This window comes from Psychrobacter immobilis (assembly GCF_904846175.1).
Taxonomy (GTDB): Bacteria; Pseudomonadota; Gammaproteobacteria; order Pseudomonadales; family Moraxellaceae; genus Psychrobacter; species Psychrobacter immobilis_E.
Genome location: NZ_CAJGZM010000010.1, coordinates 1 through 23,475, shown reverse-complemented (window position 1 = coordinate 23,475; position 23,475 = coordinate 1). Strand labels below are relative to the sequence as shown.

Annotated in this window: 20 protein-coding genes; 15 read left to right on the top strand and 5 right to left on the bottom strand. The window is 40.3% G+C overall.

Translation table 11 applies throughout. The annotated features are described in order from the left end of the window. Positions 1-79 precede the first annotated feature (79 nt). Positions 80-766: an OmpA family protein gene (locus tag JMW39_RS11325; RefSeq protein ID WP_201546571.1), complete on the top strand. Its 687-nt coding sequence runs from the start codon at positions 80-82 to the stop codon at positions 764-766. Between the two features lie 36 nt (positions 767-802). Here JMW39_RS11325 and JMW39_RS11320 read toward each other — a convergent pair whose 3' ends face one another. From JMW39_RS11320 to nadA, 3 genes are all read right to left on the bottom strand, one after another. Then, entirely contained in the window at positions 803-1,714 is a 912-nt protein-coding gene (locus tag JMW39_RS11320) for a lysine exporter LysO family protein (protein WP_201546570.1), read from the bottom strand. A 123-nt stretch (positions 1,715-1,837) separates the two neighbouring features. Next, the gene (gene nadB / locus JMW39_RS11315; protein ID WP_201546569.1) at positions 1,838-3,763 is read right to left on the bottom strand and encodes an L-aspartate oxidase; all 1,926 of its coding nucleotides are present in this window, start codon (positions 3,761-3,763) and stop codon (positions 1,838-1,840) included. A 1-nt stretch (position 3,764) separates the two neighbouring features. Then, on the bottom strand, positions 3,765-4,904 hold the full coding sequence (gene nadA / locus JMW39_RS11310; RefSeq protein WP_201546568.1) for a quinolinate synthase NadA: 1,140 nt from the start codon (positions 4,902-4,904) through the stop codon (positions 3,765-3,767). A 318-nt stretch (positions 4,905-5,222) separates the two neighbouring features. On the opposite strand from nadA, the gene JMW39_RS11305 reads away from it, so the two are divergent. The 4 genes from JMW39_RS11305 to JMW39_RS11290 all read left to right on the top strand — a co-directional run bounded on the left by JMW39_RS11305 (position 5,223) and on the right by JMW39_RS11290 (position 9,943). Continuing rightward, complete coding sequence (locus tag JMW39_RS11305) at positions 5,223-6,257, top strand: NUDIX hydrolase (RefSeq protein ID WP_201546567.1); 1,035 nt, start codon at positions 5,223-5,225, stop codon at positions 6,255-6,257. Between the two features lie 204 nt (positions 6,258-6,461). Beyond that, positions 6,462-7,322, top strand: a complete 861-nt coding sequence (gene nadC, locus JMW39_RS11300) for a carboxylating nicotinate-nucleotide diphosphorylase (RefSeq protein WP_201546566.1) — start codon at positions 6,462-6,464, stop codon at positions 7,320-7,322. 262 nt (positions 7,323-7,584) lie between these two features. Further along, complete coding sequence (locus JMW39_RS11295; protein ID WP_201546565.1) at positions 7,585-8,226, top strand: MarC family protein; 642 nt, start codon at positions 7,585-7,587, stop codon at positions 8,224-8,226. A 334-nt stretch (positions 8,227-8,560) separates the two neighbouring features. After that, on the top strand, positions 8,561-9,943 hold the full coding sequence (locus JMW39_RS11290; protein ID WP_201546564.1) for an NAD(P)-binding domain-containing protein: 1,383 nt from the start codon (positions 8,561-8,563) through the stop codon (positions 9,941-9,943). Positions 9,944-10,051: 108 nt separating this feature from the next. Here JMW39_RS11290 and JMW39_RS11285 read toward each other — a convergent pair whose 3' ends face one another. Continuing rightward, the gene (locus tag JMW39_RS11285) at positions 10,052-10,654 is read right to left on the bottom strand and encodes a LysE/ArgO family amino acid transporter (RefSeq protein ID WP_201546563.1); all 603 of its coding nucleotides are present in this window, start codon (positions 10,652-10,654) and stop codon (positions 10,052-10,054) included. Between JMW39_RS11285 and JMW39_RS11280 the strand changes: the two genes are divergently transcribed. From JMW39_RS11280 to JMW39_RS11265, 4 genes are all read left to right on the top strand, one after another. Then, positions 10,653-10,805, top strand: coding sequence for a hypothetical protein (locus JMW39_RS11280; protein ID WP_188032906.1), 153 nt, complete (start codon positions 10,653-10,655; stop codon positions 10,803-10,805). The genes JMW39_RS11285 and JMW39_RS11280 overlap by 2 nt on opposite strands. 19 nt (positions 10,806-10,824) lie before the next feature. After that, positions 10,825-11,625: a hypothetical protein gene (locus JMW39_RS11275; RefSeq protein ID WP_227679500.1), complete on the top strand. Its 801-nt coding sequence runs from the start codon at positions 10,825-10,827 to the stop codon at positions 11,623-11,625. Between the two features lie 190 nt (positions 11,626-11,815). Then, on the top strand, positions 11,816-12,493 hold the full coding sequence (locus JMW39_RS11270; RefSeq protein ID WP_201546562.1) for a hypothetical protein: 678 nt from the start codon (positions 11,816-11,818) through the stop codon (positions 12,491-12,493). A gap of 40 nt (positions 12,494-12,533) precedes the next feature. Further along, positions 12,534-13,091 (top strand): hypothetical protein, encoded by a 558-nt coding sequence (locus tag JMW39_RS11265; protein WP_201546561.1) that lies wholly within the window; start codon positions 12,534-12,536, stop codon positions 13,089-13,091. 126 nt (positions 13,092-13,217) lie between these two features. Here the strand turns inward: JMW39_RS11265 and rluB are convergent, their stop codons facing one another. Further along, positions 13,218-14,144, bottom strand: a complete 927-nt coding sequence (gene rluB, locus JMW39_RS11260) for a 23S rRNA pseudouridine(2605) synthase RluB (protein WP_201546560.1) — start codon at positions 14,142-14,144, stop codon at positions 13,218-13,220. 366 nt (positions 14,145-14,510) lie between these two features. Between rluB and JMW39_RS11255 the strand changes: the two genes are divergently transcribed. The 6 genes from JMW39_RS11255 (at position 14,511) to JMW39_RS11230 (ending at position 23,444) form a co-directional block, all read left to right on the top strand. Beyond that, positions 14,511-15,611, top strand: coding sequence for a polysaccharide biosynthesis/export family protein (locus tag JMW39_RS11255; protein ID WP_201546559.1), 1,101 nt, complete (start codon positions 14,511-14,513; stop codon positions 15,609-15,611). A 9-nt stretch (positions 15,612-15,620) separates the two neighbouring features. Then, on the top strand, positions 15,621-16,052 hold the full coding sequence (locus JMW39_RS11250; RefSeq protein ID WP_201546558.1) for a low molecular weight protein-tyrosine-phosphatase: 432 nt from the start codon (positions 15,621-15,623) through the stop codon (positions 16,050-16,052). A 45-nt stretch (positions 16,053-16,097) separates the two neighbouring features. Continuing rightward, positions 16,098-18,362, top strand: a complete 2,265-nt coding sequence (locus JMW39_RS11245; RefSeq protein ID WP_201546557.1) for a polysaccharide biosynthesis tyrosine autokinase — start codon at positions 16,098-16,100, stop codon at positions 18,360-18,362. Positions 18,363-18,424: 62 nt separating this feature from the next. Then, positions 18,425-20,386, top strand: coding sequence for a nucleoside-diphosphate sugar epimerase/dehydratase (locus tag JMW39_RS11240; protein ID WP_201546556.1), 1,962 nt, complete (start codon positions 18,425-18,427; stop codon positions 20,384-20,386). 158 nt (positions 20,387-20,544) lie between these two features. Continuing rightward, complete coding sequence (locus tag JMW39_RS11235) at positions 20,545-22,257, top strand: ABC transporter ATP-binding protein (protein ID WP_265088457.1); 1,713 nt, start codon at positions 20,545-20,547, stop codon at positions 22,255-22,257. Between the two features lie 38 nt (positions 22,258-22,295). Then, the gene (locus JMW39_RS11230) at positions 22,296-23,444 is read left to right on the top strand and encodes a glycosyltransferase (protein ID WP_201546554.1); all 1,149 of its coding nucleotides are present in this window, start codon (positions 22,296-22,298) and stop codon (positions 23,442-23,444) included. Positions 23,445-23,475: the final 31 nt, after the last annotated feature.

Genomic DNA, 23,475 nt, shown 5'->3' with positions numbered 1-23,475 from the left:
ATAGGATTATTGTCGATTGATAACTGTCCGCTTAATATAAATTAAGAATAGCTTCTAAACTTAGTTAAAGAGAATAGTAATGAGAAACAAACCTTACAGTGTTTTATTATTAATAGTCTTTAGCAGTTTAGCTGGCTGCCAAACTACCCCAACGGCGCCTTCTAAAGATGCAGCTCAACATGAAATCATCAGGACGATGCAAGCAGAGATTGATTCAGATGGTGACGGTGTACTTAATGCTATAGACGAATGCCCTGAAACGCCACCTAACGTAGTGGTAGATATTAAAGGCTGTCCAATAGAGGTTGATGTGGGCGGACTGGAAATGGAATTCAATGGATTTTTTCCGCTAATGAGCAGTCAATTACCTGCTATTTATGATACAGAATTTGTGAAGTTAGTAGAAAGTCTTAATGATTATCCAAAAGCCAATATTTTTATTTTTGGTCATATAGCAACAAATGAAATCAATAAAGGCTCTTTAGCGCGTAGTCGTGCGCTTATTGTCAAGAATACTTTAGCATTGCAGCATAATATCGATGCTAAGCGTATCCATACTTATGATTGCTCAAATAAGGACTTTGTTTTAGATACAGATAACATAGACCGCAACTTTCAAGCGCTTACACTGAAGGATGTTAAGTCAAAACAGAGCCGAGTAACGTTGCTAGCAAGTAGTGAAGTGACTGATTTAATGAATCTTGAGTATGTCTCTTATACCAGAAAATATGGTGAATATGCCAAGCACTGTGAGCTGTTTGAATAATAACGACTGATTTTCATCAACCTTTAAAAATTATACTTACCCCAACGCCGAAAACAACACCATTAGCACTGGCGAGACAATATTAATAATAAAACCAAAACTAATCGCCAGTGGCACGACTTTTAGACCACCAGATTGTTGAATAATCGGTAAGGTAAAGTCTAAACTGGTCGCGCCACCAAGCCCAACCGCTGCTGACGGATATTTACGCATAAAGACGGGAATAAACAATAGCGCAAAGAACTCACGTACCAAGTCATTAAATAGCGCCACACTGCCCCAAACCGCGCCATAAGCATCGGTCATAATAATCGCTGATAGTGAATACCAACCAAACCCTGATGCCAGTGCCAAACCTTTTGTCCATGACACATCGCTGAACATCAGCGCAAAGATAAGCCCGCCAACCAATACCGATAGCGTAAAAATAACGCTCATTTCAACGCCGCGTTTATTGAGTAACACTTCTTTTAAGGTAATGCCCGAGCCTTTTAACCCAATACCGACCAGTAAGATTAATATCATGAGCATTGCGGTCATGGTGTTTTCGGGTGGTATATAATCGGCGGGCAAGAAATAGCCAATCACAAAGCCAATCGCCACGCAAAACACTTGTGCTAGGCTACCGCGAATACTGACACGGTGCTCTTTAGATTTGACGCTAGGTTTTTTGGCATGCCATGGACGCAGACGGTCAAACAGCATGAGTGCAAATAAGCCGGTGCCAATCGTTAGTATCGATAATATGGTGACATAAAGCGCGATTTCGCCTATTTGGCTGCCAAGCCCTTCGACTTGTGCCAGCTCAATACCAATCAAACCTAGGATGATAAAGACCAAATAAGACAAGCCTTTATCGGCAAGCTTAGTCATGGTTGGGTTTGATGGTATGGCAAAGCCAATAAACATCGGCATTAAGACCAAAACAAGGGTAATCAGGCTTTGCATGTCAGCAGGCTCGTCAGTTTGTAACAAGGCGTTTTTAGGAAGCTGGAGATTGTATCATATCAGGCTATCAATACGGAAAATCCCCAAGCAAAATTCGACATGAATGTACCAGTTTAGGGTGGATTAGCAGATGCCTGCTAGTGCATCATCTTTGTTAGATAAAGATAACTGGCTTTGAATTTGTTTGACAGGCTTAGCACGGGAAAGGCTCTGTTTTTTCGGTCTCTCTAGTAGAGGCTCAATCACACTTGTTTTGGGTACAGTCGCTAACTGTGGATAATCCTGACGGTAATGACCGCCGCGGCTCTCAAGACGTTGATAAGCGGACTCGATAACTAAGGTCGCTAATTGTAATTGTCTGGATAATTGAAAATCTGCCAGCTCATTTACGCTAGTAGGTGTATTCTCATTATTTGTATTAGGATGCTTAGGCTCAGCTAAACCAATGCTCTGTTGCCATTGTTGAATTTGTATTAGTGCTTGTGTTAGCTGCTCAGCACTACGGGTGATGCCCATGTTGTTGGTCATCAATATTTTTAGCTGCGCAGTTATTTCGTTAATGTCAGTAACTTTAGTATCAAGATGTAAGCCACGTTTCAGATTGTTATATTGATAAGCATTAAATAAAGGTATGGTAATGGCAGGTAGGGTAATAACCTGAGTGTTTTTAAGGGTTGGCGGTAACCAAATATCAGAAGCTAACTGTTTTAAATTAGCATTACTTACCGTTGTATCCATTTTATCTATTGCTGCTAAATAACGTGGCAAGTCAGCGGCGATATTGCGCCCAACTACTACGCACTCTAGTAATGAATTACTCGCTAAGCGATTTGCCCCATGCAGGCCTGTATAAGCGACTTCGCCAGCAGCATAAAGCCCTGACACATCGGTTACGCCATTAGCATCTGTCACTACACCGCCACAGCTGTAATGAGCAGTCGGCGCAACGGGAATAGGTTGTTTTGTGATATCAATGCCAAGCTCTAATAGGGTTTTATAAATCTGCGGAAAATGCTCGCGCAAAAATTCCGCTGGCAAGTGACTGACATCAAGATTGACGTAACCTAGACCGTTATCGTTGATTTGCTCAGCTATGGCACGTGCGACGATATCTCGCGGTGCCAGTTCTGCGCGCTTATCAACATCAAGCATGAAACGCTTACCAGTTTGTGGGCAATATAACCGTCCACCTTCACCGCGTAGCGCTTCTGATATCAAAAAACTACTATCGTCTAAGGCTAAGCCAGTCGGATGAAACTGGATAAACTCTAGATTTGCCAAGCGGCAGCCTGCTTGCCACGCCATCATCACGCCATCGCCGACACAGACATTCGGCGCGCTGGCACGCTTAAATAATTGCCCTAAACCACCACTAGCTAATACGACAGCGCGACTATGAAAAGTTAATTGGCGCTGGATGCTATGGTCAAAAACGAGCGCACCTTGGCATTGCTTATTTGGATTAGCGCTATCTTTTAACAGGCTCAATGCTTCATGGTAGGGCAGAATAGTAATATTGCGCGCAGCTTTTACCTTTGTTGCTAAAGCCTCCATCACGTGGCGACCGGTTGCATCATCGGCATGGGCGACCCTTCGACAGCCATGACCACCTTCTTTGGTGAGATGCAAATCGCTGGTCTGTAATGCCGCTAAAGGATTTGCATTATCACGCTGCTGTCTTTCCTGCTTGGGAATCAGTGTAAAGGGCACACCTTGTTCACACAACCATTGCACCGCTTGCTGTCCGGCGCTTAGGATACTAGTGGTATTGTCAGCTTCGCATAATCCCGCTCCAGCGATGAGCGTATCCGCAATATGGTCAGCGACACGGTCATTCTTATCTAGACTGGCTGCAATTCCGCCTTGGGCATAATGGCTTGAGCAAACCTCCAATGCCGCTTTACTTAATACGGTAATATTTAGCGATTTCGGCAAGGCTAGCGCAGTACTTAAACCGGCAAGGCCAGCACCAATAATAAGTACATCTGTCTGTATAATATCCGTAGAATTATGAGTATTTACCTTATCAGCTGACCGTACCTCGCTCATATTAGGCCGCTCCGACATTGGCAAATAACTCGCGATCTTTGACAATATCACCGCTCGCGGCTACGCGTTGCTTTTGCGCTTCGGCAAAATCAAGCATACGTTGTAGTGGCTTTTTGGCTGCTGCTGCTAGCTCATGCGTCATCAATACTTCACCGCTATTATTCATCAAGCATTGCTCGATACCTTTTAAACCATTCATTGCCATCCACGGACAAAAAGCGCAGCTCTTACAGCTGGCGCTTTCACCCGCTGTTGGTGCGGCTAAGAAACGTTTATGTGGCGAGCGTTTTTGCATCTCGTGTAAGATGCCCAAATCGGTAGCAACGATAAAGGTGTCGGCATCCATCTCATAAGTCGATTGTAATAGCTTACTGGTCGAGCCAACCACGTCGGCAAGTGCTACCACGCTATCAGGTGATTCAGGGTGCACCAATACTTTGGCATTTGGATGCTCTTTTTTTAATTGCATGAGCTCAGTCGCTTTAAACTCATTATGCACTAAGCATGAACCTTGCCAAAGCAGCATATCTGCGCCTGTCTCTTGCGTGATGTATTTACCCAAATGGCGGTCAGGCCCCCAGATGATTGGTTCACCTTTAGCATGCAAATGACGGACGATATCGATACCAACCGACGAAGTTACCACCCAATCAGCGCGGGCTTTCACAGCAGCGCTGGTATTGGCATAAACCACCACAGTTCGTTCAGGGTGGGCATCACAAAAGGCAGAGAACTCATCAGCAGGGCAGCCCAAATCAAGCGAACATTCCGCTTCCAAATCTGGCATGAGTACTGTTTTTTCCATACTCAGTATTTTTGCTGACTCACCCATAAAGCGGACGCCAGCGACGACCAATGTCTGCGCACTATGCGCTTGCCCAAAGCGCGCCATTTCGAGCGAATCACCAACACAACCGCCCGTTGCCAATGCCAAATCCTGAATAAAAGGATCGACATAGTAATGGGCAACCAATACTGCATTATGCTCTTTCAACAGTTGCTTAATATTATCTTCAACAGCGAGACGTTCAGCACGTGGCAAATCTGCTGGTATTTTAGCTTTGGCGTATTCGATATTCATCTGAGTCGCAATGCGATTGTCAGTGCTCATGATAGGGGCGTCATAGGGATAATTTTTCATAAGTGCAACCTTTAGTACATTAACGACAAATGAAGTGTTGTTAGAAATAAGACAGTTAAATACGGTGAATAAATAAAGTGTTTTAATTATGCTCATTTTGAGCATAAATACAAGTATTTTTTATAGTCTGCTTCTAAAACGATACATAATCCGTCAAAAATTACCTTGCTGGCTATCTTTTTTATTGCCTTTAATAATGTCTATTTACAACCCAAAGCTATGATAGCTTTCGATTCACGCTATACTAAGCGAGGTTATAAACACCTCATTTTTGAAACTTCCATTTCATGTTTACATATAAAGGAAACCCTTAGAGCCATGACGTTGTCTTATTCGCATTCGCATCAACAAGGTAGCGGCACGACAGAAGTGGTCGCCGTGCTGGTAGCGATTACTGAGCACACCGCGCGCGTTTTAACGGTTGACCAAGGCAAGCTCTTGCCCAATGGGCCATTGATGCCATTACATCGCTCCTTGCAAGCGGGCGTACGTCAATGGGTTGAGGAGCAAACGCAGCAGCCGCTTGGTTATTTAGAGCAGCTGTATACTTTCGTAGATACCAATCGCCGCAACGTCGATGGTCATGCACTAGTGTATGTGAGCTATCTAGGGTTGGTACAAGAAGCGCAAATGCAGGAGCTGCCAAGCCAAGCATTATGGCGCGATTGGTACGATTATTTTCCGTGGGAAAATCACTTGGATGGTATGCCAAGTATGATTATGAATCATATTGTGCCCGCGTTATTAAGCTGGGCAGATAGCGCAACAGAATTGGTCATGCAGCAGCGCCGCCTTCAGCGTATTGGTTTATGTTGGGGAATCAGTGAAGAGACTTTAACCGTTGATAATTTCAAAGATACGGACAAAGCACTAAATGCTGATAAGGCTTATGAAAATAGAGAATGGGTAGCCGAGCACGTCTTGCTGCGTTATGAGATGCTTTATGAAGCAGGACTAATCCCTGAAGCGCCAACTTATCCGCCCAGTTATCAGCTGCAACTACCGACAAATTGGTCGCAGTTAATTGGTGTGCCGATGTATTACGACCATCGCCGCGTGATAGCGACTGCGATCTCAAGGCTACGGGCAAAAATTGAATATCGTCCGCTTATCTTTGGTTTGATGCCGGATGTATTTACCTTATCGCAGCTGCAACAAAGCGTCGAAGCGTTATCAGGAGTACCTTTACATAAGCAAAACTTCCGTCGTCTGCTTGATGCGCAAAACCTTGTTATGGAGACGGGGCAGAGTAGTAGCGCTCAGCGTGGTCGCCCTGCCAAGCTCTATCGCTTTCGTCATGATATCGAGCTACAAAGCTTACTGATGGATAGTAAATTACCTAAACGAAAATAGCATCAACTGCATAAGCCTTTCTTATACTAAAGATAAATACTCATATCAAAGCTAAATCATATTGGTTAATTTTATAAATTTGCACCCTTTTCTTGCGAGGCTTCCCACTTTGAGCTATATTTATGCTCATTTTGAGTTTAATTAAAGATGTTTTATTGAGTGCATCGAACGCATATAAATGTCAGGCAAAAATAAGGGTTAGACATGACAGTTAAACAAGAGCCAGCATTGGCTGAAGTATTGCTTAAACCTTTGGTCGAAGCGGCATTAACGGAAGATTTAGGCAGGCGCGGTGATGTGACCTCACAAGCGACTATCCCAGCGGATATGCAAGCGCAACTACAGATTAAAGCGCGGCAAGCAGGCGTGATATGTGGGATGGATTTGGCGCGTTTGTCTTTTGCTTTGATTGACGAGCAAATCGAATTTATAGCGCAAGCCCATGACGGTGCAATTGTCGAGGCGGGTACGGTACTGGCGACAGTTCGAGGTAACGCGCGGAATTTGCTAACCGCAGAGCGTACCGCGCTTAATTTTATGACTCATTTAAGTGGGATTGCGACAGATACCAAAAAAATCGTCGATAGCGTCGCCGCATATCCGGCGCAAATTACCTGTACGCGTAAAACTATTCCTGGTTTGCGCATTGTACAAAAATACGCGGTACGCTGTGGCGGCGGGCGCAATCATCGTCTAGGATTAGACGATGCGATTTTAATCAAAGACAATCACATTGCTATCGCCGGTGATATCAAAACCGCTATTCAGCAAGCGCAAGATTTTGCAGGGCATCTCATTCCGATAGAAGTCGAAGTCGATACCTTAGCGCAATTAGAGCAAGCCTTAGAAGCTGGCGTGAGCTTGGTGCTTTTGGATAATATGGCGCCTGAAGTTTTATCGCAGGCGGTCGCGATGTGTGAAGGTCGCGCCAAAACCGAAGCCTCCGGTGGTATCACTCCTGAAACGGTACAAGCAGTAGCAGAGACCGGTGTTGATTTTATTGCTATGGGTTATTTAACCCATAGCACCACGGCATTAGATATTGGTCTTGATTTTAGCGCCTAAGATTAATGTTTAGTCTAAATCGCGACCTAGGCTTAAGGTTTATTTTTTGGCATAAATCTCGCCCAAAAAAGCTATTAAAAGAGCAGATTTGTACGGATATGCTATTGAATTGGTAAGGATGGGAAATTAAGCGAAGTTAATGATTTAATAGGCTTAACTGCCTATGCTACAATGCCGCTGCTACCGATTATAAGGTCGTCCTTGCCTGTGCACGATGACCTTATCTTTTGCCCGATTTGACCAATAGATAAGCGAGCGCTCAGTGGATACTGAAATTATCAAGATAATCTTAGCCTTTATGGTACTGATTAATCCCTTCGGCGCCTTGACGTTATTTTTGGATTCAACTCGCGGCTATTCGCTCAATAACCGCCGTAAAGTGGCACGTGTGGCTTGCCTGACGATTTTTATCACTATCAGCTTTTTTACCTTAGCAGGTGAGACGCTACTAAAAGCGTTGGGTATCTCGATTGGTTCATTCCAGTTAGCTGGCGGTATCTTAGTATTTTTAATCGCCTTAAATATGATGAATGGTGAAGGCAATCCGGTTAAGCCTGATCAAGAAAACTTTGATGTTGATCATCTGCACGGTGCGCCGCCAACGATGGCAGCAGCGGTGGTGCCGATTGCTATTCCGATGATGATTGGACCCGGCGGTATTTCGACGGTGATTATTTATTCATCACAGGTGACTGGCATTTTGCAAGTCTCTGCTATTTTGATTGCTGGGTTATTTATCAGCTTATTTTGTTATTTAGCGTTGATGGCAGCCGGTCGTATCAGTCGTTTACTGGGTGATACAGGGCTAAATATTATGAGCCGAATCATGGGTATGTTACTCGCGGCAGTGGCTATTGAAATTATCGTTAATGGACTACGTACCTTATTTCCTGATTTGATATAAGTATTATTTTTCTCTACACTTATTTAACCTTACTTTAGCGTTTTAATGTCACCTCTCGTACAAACTATATTTTCATATATTCAAAACTTCCGGTTTTTAGGCTATGTAGAAAAGCATAGCCTATAAGTTATTAAGCCACTTCATCTATAATCAAGAAAGCTCGCCTCTTCACCAAAAAAACCGAGATTCTAACTTAAAAGGTTGTTTTATAACTGCTTTTTTAATTTTTATCGCACTTGCAAAAAATTCAATCAATTACCAAAAGTCTGCTATCAAAACGTCATCCATACAAATATGTTATAATAGGGGTACGATAATATTATAGGAGTTGGTTTTGAGTAAGAAAAGAATTGCGATTTTAGGTGCAGGTCCAAGCGGTTTGGCACAGTTACGTGCCTTTGAAGCGGCTCGTTTAGCCGGGGTAAAGGATTTACCTGAAATAATATGTTATGAGAAACAAAATGCCATCGGTGGCATGTGGAATTACAGCTGGCGTACGGGTCTAGATAGAAACGGTGAACCCGTTCACGGCAGTATGTACCGCTATTTATGGTCAAATGGTCCCAAAGAATGCTTAGAGTTTGCCGATTATTCATTTGATGAGCATTTTGGTGAAGCCATCCCATCGTATCCACCACGTGAAGTCCTAAAAGACTACATCATGGGCCGTATTGATAAACAAGACATCCAAAAATACATTCGTTTTGAATGCCCCGTACGTTGGGTGTCATTTGATGACGAAACGCAAAAATTCACTGTGACAGTGATGAACCATAAAACCGACGAGCAAGAAGTTGAAGAGTTTGATTATGTCGTGGTTGCGACCGGTCATTTCTCAACGCCAAATATGCCATATTTTGAAGGTTTAGAAGCCTTTCCAGGTCGTATCCTGCACGCACATGATTTCCGTGATGCCTTAGAATTTAAAGACGAAGATATCTTACTGGTCGGCAGTAGCTATTCTGCCGAAGATATTGGTACACAATGTTATAAATATGGCACCAAATCTGTCACCATAAGCTATCGTAGTCAACCACTGGGTTATGACTGGCCTGAAGGCATAAAAGAAGTGCCGTTAGTGACGCATTTTGAAGACGATGTAGCGCACTTTGCCGATGGCACGAGCCAAAAGTTTGACGCCATCATTATGTGTACGGGTTATTTATTCCATTTCCCGTTTATGCCAGATGAGCTACGTTTGCAGACGCACAACTGCTTATATCCTGCCAACTTGTACAAAGGTATCTTTTGGCAGCCAAATCCAAAGCTGATTTACTTAGGTATGCAAGACCAGTATTTTACCTTTAATATGTTTGATGCCCAAGCATGGTATGCACGTGATGTGATGCTCGGTGATATTGAATTACCCAATTTGGCAGTGCGTGAAGAAGATGAGCAAAAATGGCTCGCAACGTATGCTAAATGCGTGACGGTTAGTGATTCAATTGACTTTCAAGCCGCTTATATTCGTGACTTGACCAATGGCACAGATTATCCAGAATTTGCGGTTGAAAAGCAGGGCGAGATTTTAAAAGAATGGCAAAAAGACAAAGCCGAGAATATCATGACCTTTAGAGAAAAGGCCTATCGCTCGACTTTGACGGGGACGATGTCACCTGAGTTGCCAGAACCATGGTTAGACATTCTCGACGATTCGCTTGAGCACTTTTTAAACTTAACCTTTGTTAAACCTAAAAAGCGCAAAAAAGTGTCCTAATTCATAAGCATGACAAATAAAAACCAAATACGTTCCATAGCGTATTTGGTTTTTTTGTTTTTAACGCCTAATTTTTTTAACTACTGCCTATAGTTTTGATAGTGGGTTTTAACTTTTATACAAATGCCAAGCCAGATACAGCATTAATACGCCTACCAAAGCGTCCAATATATTCCAAGCTTTTGGTTTGGCAAATAGAGGTCGAAGTAAGCGCGCTCCATAGCCCAGTGCAAAAAAGAAAAAGAACGAGGCACTGACCGCGCCGACTGCAAATGCCAATTTACTACTAGCACCGGTTGAAACCATGCCAACCAGTACCAATGTATCTAGATAGACGTGTGGATTGAGCCAAGTAAATCCAAAGCATAGTAATAGCGCCTTTTTTAAACTGGTCACGACTTGGCCTTCGACGGTAAGCACATGCGATAGGCGTACACTGGCATATAAGCTTTGCAGTCCATAAGCTATTAAGAAGATAACGCCAGCAATTTTAGCGATAGTGACAACTTGTGGATATTGCGCTGTGACCGCACCAAAGCCCGTCACACCAGCAGAGATTAAAATCGCGTCACTGACTGCGCAAAATAAGCAGACGAAAAATATGTGTTCGCGTTTCAGCCCTTGTTTTAGCACAAAGGCGTTTTGTGAACCAATGGCAATAATCAAAGATAAACCAAGCAAAAAACCGGTGCTATAATCGGTGAAATTCATGATGGTTGGCTTATCCTTTAAGAATAAAAACGGTGACGTTTGCTTACTGGCAGCGCCGAAAAAAGCTGTTAAGATAAGTGATAAAATGGTCGAATGCAATATGTGTGTTGCAACAGGTGCTAAGAAGCCATCAGCGGTCAATAAAGAATAAGCGAGGAGCAGGGTAGGTCATGGTTATAAGTTTGACAAGAATGCTACAGTCGTTTGGGCAAGCCCAAGATGACCTGCCAACCATCGCTGCCAAAAATGCTCAGCAAGCTGCTGCTAGTCGCATTGCTAATGACACTGCTAATAATAACATTGGGCGTAATAGCAAGGGTAAGAAGCAGGAAGAGGTCAATTCTCCAGCACCTAAAGCTTCAACTTCTAGTGCATCGTCACTGACCGAGCCGCAGCGTACCGAACGTATTTGTGATGCCTTAGCGCAAGTGAGTGATATCCGAACGCCGACGCCTTTGACCGATCGCTATCTATCTAATCGCGCCCAAATGCGCCCGACTAATAGACCTCCTTTTGATCCAGATACGTTATGGTATCTCAAACATGGACGCTGTCCGATTATGACTGAGCTTGTTGATGTGGTCGACGAGGCCACCCTAAATGCCATGCCTATTGAAGCCGTCGCCATATTGGACCGAATTAATAGTAAGCTAAAGCGCTATCGCGAGTGGAGTAGCGAGCTCAATGATCAACAACAGCAGCAACATAATGAACGTCAATTCGTTATTGATAAGTTGGTGTCTGAAAGTATTCCAGAGGCACTGCATCACTATGAGCAGCTGCAACGTTTTAGTCCGCATCGCACAAAGAATACTGTAGTGCAAGGCAAAATGACCGCTGGTGATATGTTGACGGATTTATTTTTAGAAATTGACTATGAGCTTGACGAGTTGTTAGAGGAATTACATCAAACGGTGATGAATAAACTTGCTTCAACGCACCGTTATGTTAAAAGCCGTACGCAAAGCTAATTTTTATTTAAAAACTTTATCTAAAGCCAGTTAGTATTTTTAAACACAATCGGCTCAATACATAACAATTTAGGGCTTTAATAAAGCTCTATTTTTTTGTTTAATAATAACCATTAAGTATTATCTAACGTAATAATAAATCTTCCAAAGCATTTTGCTAAGCCATTTTCTTTACAATTAGGACAATATAATGACCCAAGTGACTGCGATGTTTGTCATGTTTATTCTATATGGAGTGCTACCAGCAGCTGGGTTGTACCTAGGATATCGTGGTATTAAAAAAGTCACTGCGCCCAAAATGCTTGAGTACAAAGCGATGCCACAATTGGGTTATATTCCTGAAAAAAGCTTGCCTGCTGAGGTGAAAACAGCGCTTGATCAAATCAATGAAAAAGGTGAGAAGCTGCGTGTCATTTATGGTGATACCAATAATGATGGCAAAATCGATGATAAAGATACCGTCAACGAAACATACATTATGATTCAGAATCTAATGGATAGGCATGTACCGCTTGCAGTGGCTGACTATCGCCGTTTGCATGACTTAGATGTGGGGGATGGCGCACTTGCTGACACTACTAAGATTAAGCATTCCAATGTCACTGGTAAAGAAGCCTTGCTAGATGTACTGCGTACGATTAATACTCAGTTTGATGACTTGTTGAATGCCTCATACCATCAAGATGGGCAAAAGCTGCTTGCGACCAATCGATATTTACAAGAACGTTTTAATAGTTCTGTGGGTAATCAAGAGGTTCAAAAGCTTACCAACAGCGAGAATACTGTTAATAGTAATGTAGATATCAAAGCGATTGATAGTCCAACTGATGGCAGAAGCGAGAGCAACACTGAACATATTAAACTGTAAATGCTCAGTCTCATGATTAAATGATAAAGAGTAAGTGTCTATGAGTGTTTTAATCGGTATTGGGATTGTGACGACGGTCACTACCATTTATTTAGGTAGAAAGGGCTGGCACGCATTGCATAAAATGGTTGGTATTACCCCAGGCGTGCTGACATATCAGGATAATAATGCACCATTATCGTTAACTTCTATCAATTGTCAGCAGCTAAATTTAAATAAAAAGCACTTAAAAGTTTTGCCAGATAACCAACTACGTCAATTACATCGTATCGATGACAAGGTCGGTAGCTATCAATCTTATCAAAAAGCCTTACAGGCTCAAAATAAAACGCCTGCGGTCACAGAGCAGCAGTTTGTGTTAAATAAGATGCTGCATACTCGTTTACCTGAAATGCTAGCCAGTCATTATCAGCTAGTGAATATAAATAGAAGTAATAATGAGTCGAATCAGCAAAAAAAAGCTGAAGCCAGTGAATTATTGCAAGAGGCATTAAATAATATAGAGCATCGTCTAGATGACCTATTAAAGCAAGTAGAGGTTCAGCAGCTACAAGAGTTAAGAGTGATGAACAGCTATATTAATAGTCATGATAGCTAAGCTTTGGGTTAGTAGCGTTATTGAGAAACGCATAAAAAAGCGATCAATGAATGAATCATTGACCGCTTTTTTTTATTAACTACTTCAAATTTATAAAAGATTCAAAGTAACGTTAAATTAATCCGGTTAACGCTTATTATTGCGGTCACGGGTATTACGCGTACCGCGACTGGCAGGACTAGCATTGCTCTTAGGTTTTGCGCTGCTAGGACGGCTATCGCTACGAGTGTCCGTACGACGCGCTTTGAGCGGCTTGTTTTTGATACGCTCTTGTTTCTCTTTAGCGGCGCCGTGTAGACCCGTACCGTGACGTGGGCGTAAGCTCACTAAATCCGTCAAAGTATTAATTTCTTTTTTATCTAGCTCTAAGAAACGACCGGTACGTAGCTCTTTTGGTAAGACAATCGTACCGTAACGTGTACGCAGCAAACGGCTCACTTTAAGACCTTGTGATTCAAACAAACGACGTACTTCGCGGTTACGACCTTCTTTTAGCCTGACGTGATACCACTTATTGACGCCTTCGCCGCCGCCTTCTTTGATATCTTCAAACTGTGCCATGCCATCTTCTAACATGACACCAGACGTTAGCGTACGAGCGATGTCTGGTGTCACTTCACCTAATACACGTACTGCATATTCACGCGTCACTTCGCTAGAAGGGTGCATCAGGCGATGCGCCATTTCACCATCGTTGGTAAATAATAATAGACCAGTAGAATTAATATCCAAGCGGCCAACCATTACCCAGCGATCATGAGTCAGCTTTGGTAAGCGTTCAAATACCGTTGGACGACCTTCTGGATCATTAGCAGAACAGACTTCGCCCTCAGGCTTGTAATAGGCTAAAACGCGACGACGCTTTTCATTTTCGGCAGTGTATTTGATCTGACGACCATCAACACGAATCTCATCGCCTTGTTCGACACGGTCGCCGATAGTCGCTGGGCCATTATTAACGGTTACGCGACCTGCTTTAATTACTTCTTCCATCTGACGACGTGAGCCAAGTCCCATACGGGCGAGGGCTTTTTGGAGTTTTTCATCTTTCATAACGATTTCCTTGAATCGGTGGGTTCACATTTCTCAATGTGTAAATTTGGACTGACTATTATACGCTATTTATCAAAGCTATGTTTAAGAGAAGTTTCTTTAAGACTAACTATGGTGTAATAAACTTCCGTTTATATAGTTAAGCGCTATGCATCATGAATCCATTTAGTATTCATAAAAGTTAAATCTAACTAAATGTTACTCTTAAGTAGATTTCACCAAAAAATTTACCTTATCTGTTCAATCTTTAACCACCTATGTTATTATGGCTTTGTTTTTTTGTGCATAGTATGTGCGTTTTAGTATGGCTGTCTTTTTTCTCATTGCTAGACATTACTTATATCTATGATTTATAAAGGTCTTTTTATGTTTTTCAATTCATCAAAGCTATTAAGTGTAACGTGTCTGCTAATGATTAGTTTGGTTTCAGGCTGTACTAGCATTAATGCTGGGCTACAAGCGGGTGAATTACCCCCTAATGGGGCATTCATTGCTGAAAACGGTTTGCATTTTAATATTCAACCTTTGAATCTAGCAACGTTACCGCCAAAACAGGCAGTGATGCCAAATGCCAATTTAGCACAGTTAATAAGAAATTCTGCTCGGGCAGAATATCGCATTTCTGAAGGTGATATTCTTAGTATTATACTCACAGGCTATCCAAACATAACACCTCTAGCAGCTAGTGATAGCAGCAACCCTTATGTTTCAGGCTTCCCTGTTGATCAACAAGGTTTCGTTCAGTTTCCACTGGTTGGACGTATTAAAGCCAGCGGTATAAGCGTCCCGCAATTTACTGCCAATTTACAGAAACAGCTTCAACGCTATCTTAAGTATTCAGATCCTCAGGTTAAGGTGGTCAATTACCGTGGTAACAAATTTTTTATAGATGGTGAAGTTAAACAGCCGGGCGAATTTTCGATTGCTGATGCTCCAGTCTCTTTATACAGCGCTATCTCTATGGCAGGTGGTGCGACATCTAAGGGTGATTCAAATAATATTGTGTTTAATCGTAGAGGGATAAACTACGATATAGGGTTGCAATCGTTACGTCAGTTAGGAACATCAGCCAATCAAATCTATCTTCAAGATGGTGATTCTATTCATGTTAATAGTCAAGACCGTAATAAGGTATATGTCCTAGGAGAGTTTGGTCGTGTAGAGCCTGTGCCTATTTTAGAGCAAGGTATTAGTTTAGCGCAGGTGCTTGGTGAATCAAAAGGTCTAGATTCTAATACTGCTAACGCCGCTAAGATATACGTTGTGCGTGATAATCTTAATACTAGGACTACGGATATCTATTATGTGGATATGCAGACCATTACCAGTTTCGCGCTTGCTAATCGGTTCGAGATGCAGGCCAATGATATTGTCTACGTTGATCCAACTGGCTTGACGCGTTGGAATCGTGTTATCAGTGCAATACTTCCTTCTACTTCTGCGGTTAGTATTCTTTCAGGTTTATAGGCAATAATTATGGCATTTAATAATATTTTAGTCGTATGTGTTGGTAATATTTGTCGTAGCCCCATGGCAGAAGCATTGTTAAAGCAGCGTTACCCTAATAAAAATATTGACTCTGCAGGTGTTGGCGCGTTAGTCGGGCATCCTGCGGATCCTGCGGCGTTAGAAATAATGAATGAGCAACAGATCGATATTACTAAACATGTCGCAAAACAAATCGATGAAATTTTGGCAAAAAAGGCTGACATTATTTTTACCATGTCAGATGGTCAAACAAAATGGATCGAAGAGCGCTGGCCGTTTTGTCGCGGTAAAACCTTTAAGCTGGGTCATTGGAAAGATAAAGATATTGCAGACCCTTATAAGCATGAGAAGAGTGCATTTCAGACAGCATATCAAGACATTGTAGATAGTCTAGAACAGTGGTCAGAAAAAATTAGCTAAAAAGCTGCTATTAAACGACTAACCTTAAGTGATGAACATACCGTTATGAATACAGATTCAAAAAACTTATCAAACTCTGCCTCTAAAGAAGATAATGAAGAAATTGATCTTATGGCGCTGCTATTTGCTATCTTGCGCGGCTGGAAGATCATTGTTTTTTTTGCGATATTGGGCTTGATAGTTGGTGTCTTATATAGCAGGTATGTCAATCCTACTTTTAGATCAGATGCGATTATTCAAATTGAAGAAAACTCTAAAGGTGCGGCTGCTTTAGGTGCTGATATTTCAGAGTTAATTGGTTCGCAAGCGAGTAAAGCTGAGGCAGAAGCAGAGCTGATAAAATCTCGTATGATATTAGAGCCTGTGGTTAATTTATTGCATTTACGCATCCGACTTTCCGACCCTAATATTAGCGCTATTGATAGAATTAAAAGTAATAGCACTGATACTCAAATCAATAAACCTGAAGGTGTTTCTCTTAAAACTGAGGACGGTAAAGTTGAGATCAGTCAGTTTAATGTCTCACAAGAGTATTTAAATCAGCCTTTTACCTTAACACGTTCTGCGACAGGATTTGTGTTAAGTAATGACTTTGACGACTTCAAAGGGCAGATTGGCAAGGCTCATCAATTTAGAGGAACGGATGGTCAGATTCAAATCACGGTTAATGATCTGCCAGCTGATGGATATCCAGTTAATATTACTAAGCAATCTCTCCAAACAACTACAGAGCAGATAAATACTGATTTATCTGTGGTTGAAAAGGGTAAACAAACTGGTATTATTCAGCTTTCTATGACGGGTGCTAACCAGCAGCAGACTAGCTTGATATTAAAACAAATCGTCTTATCTTATATTGATCAAAATCAGTCGCGTGGCTCTGAAGAAACGACTAAAACCATTAGTTTCATGGAAACTCAGATTCCAACCCTAAAGAAAAAGCTGGAAGATTCTGAAGCAATATTTAATGAGTTTCGCAAAAAATACGGTACTATTGATGTAAGTAAAGAAGCCGAATTACTATTAACAGAAAGTTCGCAAATTGATGTCCAACTTAATGAGCTTAGACTGAAGAAAGCGGATCTTACGACCTACTATACGGAAGAGCACCCACTAGTCATTCAAATCAATGATCAGTTAGAAGTGCTGAACACTAGAAAGCAGGATATAGATGATACTATTGTAGGTTTGCCTGAGATTCAAAGAGAATTTTTACAATTATCAGCTGATAGTGCTATTAACAGAGAGATTTATTTAACCTTACTAAAAAACTATGAGCAGCTAAAAATCGTTAAAGCCGGCCAAATCGGTTTTGCCCGTATTATTGATCTACCTATCAACAACTTTAAAGCGATTGCGCCTAAAAAGTCGTTGATAGTAATATTGGCTACGCTTTTAGGGTCGATGCTTGGAACGATGCTCGTGCTGCTTAAGAATATGCTAAGAAATGTGGTCAAAGACCCTGAGCGTTTAGAGGCCAAGACTGGTGTACCTGTGCTAGCTACAATTCCACGTTCTCCATTATTGACAAGATTACGCCAGAATAAGAAAGCCTCTAATAGACTATTGGCTTACGTGGATAATAATAGCTTAAGTTATGAGGCTATTAAAAGCTTAAGAACGAATCTGATGTTTGGCATGCCAGTTCAAGGTCGAGCAGGTCAACGAGCTAAAGTTATCCTCATCACGGGTGAAAGCCCTGGTGTTGGTAAATCCTTTATATCGTCTAACTTAACTGAGGTATTTGCCCAGTTGGATAAAAAAGTCCTTATTATAGATGCCGATATGCGCTTGGGTGAGCTGCATAAGATGTTTAGTATGAGTCAGGATAATGGTTTGTCAGATTACTTATCACAAGATAAGACACATTTGTCAAAAGATAGTGCCCAAGCATCAAAAGTTGTTGCCGGTCAAGAAGTGAATGATTTAACAGGCTTTATTCATGCGACTGGTATAGATAATATTGACTTTATGCCACGAGGTAAGCACCCACGTAATCCGGCATCATTATTGGCTAATGGCAGTTTCGATCATTTAATGGCAGAACTAAACTTGCATTATGACTATATTATTATCGACTCACCGCCGATTTTAGCTGCTTCTGATGCCATGATTCTATCCCAGTATGCAGATAAAGTGTTGATGGTGGCTCGCTACGATAAGTCGATAGAAGGTCAGGTGGTATATGCGATCAATCAGATGAATAAAGCCAATATCAAAGTGGACGGTATTATCTTAAATGATGTACAGCAGGGATTACTAAGTAAGTACAGCTATCATTATAGTTATGCCTATGGCAATAATAACTAAGGGTAAGTTGGTAAATATATAATGTTTCAAATATTAATGCTTGAATAAAACAGTTGTTTGTTATGTCAATAGACCCATTAGCCTCATCCAAATCGCATAATGCTAACGCTATAATATCTACTGGACTTGCTGAGCGTAGCGCTAAGTTTTTGCTTAGTCTACCTAGAAGCATTAAGCGTAGTATCTTAATGTTGGCTGACTTTATTATGTCAGCCGTTTGTCTATTCTTCGCCATTGCAGCAAGATATGGGTATATAGACCATCATGTAAGCTCGTTGGTAATAAGTTTGAGCGCATTGATTCCAGTCTTATGCTTATATGCTATTGGGTTTTATAATGGCGTAGCTAGAGGTTTTTTTGATGCGATGATGGGTAGCGTATTGCAGTTATTCTTTGTTCTTATCATCATCGCCCAGACCATTCTTTATTTTAAACTCCTTCCTGATGTGCCACGTGCCGTACCCATTTTATATTTGTTTCTATTCTTTATTTGGTTATGGAATAGTAGGCTTACCATCCGTGAGTTTTTAACTCGTTTACAAGGTAAAAGCCAACAAAGCGCTAAAAATGAAGATGGCTATGAGAATATCGTTATTTATGGTGCGGGAGAGGCTGGTCGAGACTTATTAGAAGGCCTAAGAAACTCACATAAATATAATGTCGTGGCTTACATCGATGATGACCAGCAGCTTACTGGTGCTTATTTACTCGGCAAAAAGATCTATCCTGCTGATGAGTTAGTAAGCTTAGTAGAAGAGTTGGATATTGCACAAGTATTTCTGGCTATACCTTCTATTAGCCGAGCGCAAAAAAGAAAGATTATAGATAAACTGTCAGGTATTGCCATAAAAATAAAAGAATTGCCGAGCTTAGAAGAGATCGCTGATGAAAAAGTAACCGTTAGTAGCATGCGCAAAGTAGACATCTTAGATGTGCTAGACAGACAGACTGTTGAACCTGATGCAAAATTGCTGCAGATGAATATCAAGGGTAAGTGCGTCTTGGTCACTGGTGCTGGTGGCTCTATCGGTAGTGAACTGTGCCGTCAAGTAATCAAGAACCAGCCCAAATGCCTTGTACTTTATGAGCTGTCCGAGTTTGCGCTTTATAGTATCCATCAAGAGCTAACCATCAAACAAGCAAATACGCCAGCGTATCAAGATATTAAAATTTTTGCGGTCATCGGTAATGTCACGAATGAATCGAACCTGCTTAGAATACTGAATCTCCATAATATTCAAACGGTTTATCATGCAGCCGCCTATAAACATGTACCTATGGTAGAGAATAATCCGTTTGAAGGGGTGATTAATAATACTAAAGGTACTTATCACTGCGCCCGAGCGGCTATCCAAGCCAATGTCGAAACTTTCGTACTTATTTCGACCGATAAAGCAGTAAGACCGACCAATGTGATGGGCGCCTCTAAACGCTTGGCAGAACTGGTCTGCCAAGCATTAAGCCAGACAGATAGCCAAACCTGTATCAGTATGGTGCGTTTTGGCAATGTGCTAGGCTCATCGGGCTCTGTCGTGCCTTTATTCACTAAACAGATAGAACAAGGTAAGCCGATTACAGTGACCCATCCTGATGTGACTCGTTATTTTATGACGATTCCAGAGGCGGCAAACTTAGTTATCCAAGCGGGTGCAATGGCATCAGGCGGTGAAGTATTTGTTCTCGATATGGGAGAGCCGGTTAAGATTGTCGATTTGGCACAGCGAATGGTTAATCTAAGTGGCTTTGATATTAAAGATGCTGCCCATCCTGAAGGTGATATCGAAGTAATCTTTACCGGGCTTAGAGCCGGAGAAAAGCTTTATGAAGAGCTTATTATTGGTGAAGATAATGTCGAATCAACTGATCATCCTCTTATCATGCAAGCAATGGAGCATAGTTTTTCACTAGATGAGCTTGAGTCGGTATTATTTGAGCTGACTGAAAAGCAAAAACAATTTGATGTCCCTTGGCTAAAACGACAGTTTGTTTATTATGTAGAAGGCTATAAAGAATCTCATAGTTAAACACGATATTATAATTGCCAGATCATTTATTTAAAAAAATTTATGCATTCTAAACTCATAGTTGAAAATTTATGTTAAGCGTAATAAAAGAACTGTTTTCCTTACTTTCAAAGAATCAGCTTAAGCATTTTTACATATTACAGTTTTTAGTCATCCTTATGGCATTTACAGAGCTACTAGGTATAGCTTCTATTGCTCCTTTTATGGCTGTAGTTGGTGATCCAAGCATGCTACAGAAAGAAGGAGCTTACTCTAAGCTTTACCAGCTTTCAGGGCTTGATAATCCTGTGGATTTTATATTTATTGCAGGCTGTCTCGTGTTATTAATGCTTACAATATCCACTATAGTTTCAATGTTCACGACTTGGCGACTAGCTATTTATGGCGCAGGTGTAGGTACAGAGATAGCTGACCGTTTATATTCCTACTATATGAAACAGCCCTGGATGTTTCATGCTAGTGGCAGTAGTGCTCAGCTTACCAAACAAGTTTCTACTGAAGCTACTAGAATTAGTAATGGTATTATTGAGCCTTTGATGAACCTTAATGCTAAGTTAGTGTTAGCTGTATTTATTTCAGTAAGTATCTTTATCTATAATCCTTTTATAGCATTAGCAGGGATATCTGCATTTGTTTTATCCTATATGCTTATGTATAAGCTAGTGCGTAAATCTCTGATACTGAATGGGCGTACGCTATCAACTGTCTCTACTCAGAGATTTAGATTGATGAATGAAGGATTTGGTGGCATTAAGGATGTATTGCTATTAGACCGTAAATATGACTTTATAGATAGGTTTACAGAACAGGGTTCTTTACAAGCTCACGCGCAAGGAACTAATAATACTGTTAGCCTAGTACCTAGATTTTTTGTTGAGCTACTTGCTTTTGGAGCCATGATTAGCTTAGTGTTGGTTTTAATAAAAAGTTATAATGGAGACTTGGGACAGGTGCTTCCAGTATTAGCTATTTATGCTTTAGCTTGTTTTAAGCTACTACCAGCTTTACAGCAAATCTATGCCAGTATTACACAAATTAAAGGGAACTCTGCAGCTTTTCAAGCTGTCAAAGAGGATTTGCAGCAATCAAAAATAACTCAGAATGAGCTCAATGAAAGAACGGTATCTCAAAAGCTAAAATTTGAGCAGCAAATCAAGCTTGAGGATATTAATTTTGCTTATCCCAACAAAGAAAATTATGCTCTCAATAATATCAGTATTTCTATACCTGTTAATAAAGTAATAGGTGTTGTGGGATCTTCTGGCTCTGGTAAGTCTACTTTAATCGATATTATTCTGGGCCTACTTCCTCCTCAGTCTGGTAACATGTATATTGATGAAGTGCTTATCACCAAAGATAATGTAAGATATTGGCAAAACAATCTAGGATTTGTACCTCAAAGTATTTTCTTAAGTGAAGGTAGTATTGCTGAAAATATCGCTTTTGGGATACCGGCTGACGAGATTGATTATGATCAGGTAATGAAAGCTATTAGCTTAGCCCATTTAAAGGAGTTAGTAGAAGATTTGCCTGAAGGAATTAAAACTAAGGTCGGTGAACGTGGTGTACAGCTTTCTGGAGGTCAACGCCAGCGTATCGGTATTGCGAGAGCATTATACAATGAAGCAGATGTTTTAATCTTTGACGAAGCTACTAGCGCGCTTGATGGGATTACCGAGAAAATAGTTATGGATGCTATTCATGATTTTAGTGGACAAAAAACTATCATAATGATAGCACATCGATTAAAAACGGTAAAAAACTGCGATATTATTTATTTCATGGATGATGGTGTCGTTGTTGATCAGGGTTCGTATGATGAGTTAGTAGAAAAAAATCTTAAATTTAAGAGAATGGCTTTATTTTCTTAAATTACTGTATATAAGTTTTCATTTAATGAGAAATCAATATGTATTCTGAATATGGAAATAGAAAGCAAGAGTTAAATTCATTTGACGGAATAATATATATATCAAGATCTCTTGATATTGATTATATGGAAAGAGATATAGTTGATACTTCAAGTAAAATATTTGAGGATGGTCTAGTAAAAGCTATGTCTAAAAAGAGAAGCGTTTCCGTTCTTTATTTAGGCTGTAAAAATATAGAAAAATATAGAAAAAATAATATTGATTTTTATAGTATAAACTATAGGTCTATTTTTGGAGGTTTTAGATTATTACACTTTTTAAATAATTCTAAATATAATAATTCTAAAATAATTACTTCTGGATATAATCTTAATTTAAATTTAGTGCTGATTTTTTCAAGAATACTTGGTTATAGTATATTTAGTTACGTATATGATACGCATAAGATAGCGACTAGAAAGAAAAATATTTTTAAGAAATTGATTTTAAATTTATATTTTTCTCTTGGGTTCTTATGTTTAAGGTTTTTTAATGGAATTTTAGTTATTAATGATATATTTTTAAAGAAAAATAGATTCATTGGTTCATTTATTTTAACAAAAATAGGTTATTCTAATATTGATAGTTTGGATAACAGGAAGTTAACTAGCAATAAAAAAACAAAAATAATTTTTGCAGGTACTATAAATAATGAGAATGGTATTTCTATTATCCTTAATTATTTGAAGGGTAATAGAAATGATAAAGTGGAGTTTGTATTCTATGGCACAGGTAATGAGATACCAAAACTGATAGAGTATATGAAAAATGATAATAGGGTTAAGTATAAGGGTAGTGTTCCAATTAACGAGTTATCGCAGGCTTTATCTAAAGCAGATTATTTGATAAATCTTAGAGACCCTAATAGTATAGCCTGTAGCTACTCTTTTCCTTCTAAGCTTATCCAATTTATGGGTTCAGGTGTTCCTGTTATATCTAATTCGTTTCCTGGATTAAGTAATAGTTATAAAAAATATCTAATTAATGTAAGAGGTTTTTCAGGGGAAGAGTTAAACGAAGTACTTAGTAACCTTCCTAGTCGTGATGAAAGTATAAAATTAGGAAGTAGCTCAAAAGAATTTATTTTAAAAAATAATAACTGGGATAATATTGTTATTGACTTAATTGAATATATTGAATCCTCATAATTATATATAAAATGATCCATGATTTTTATAT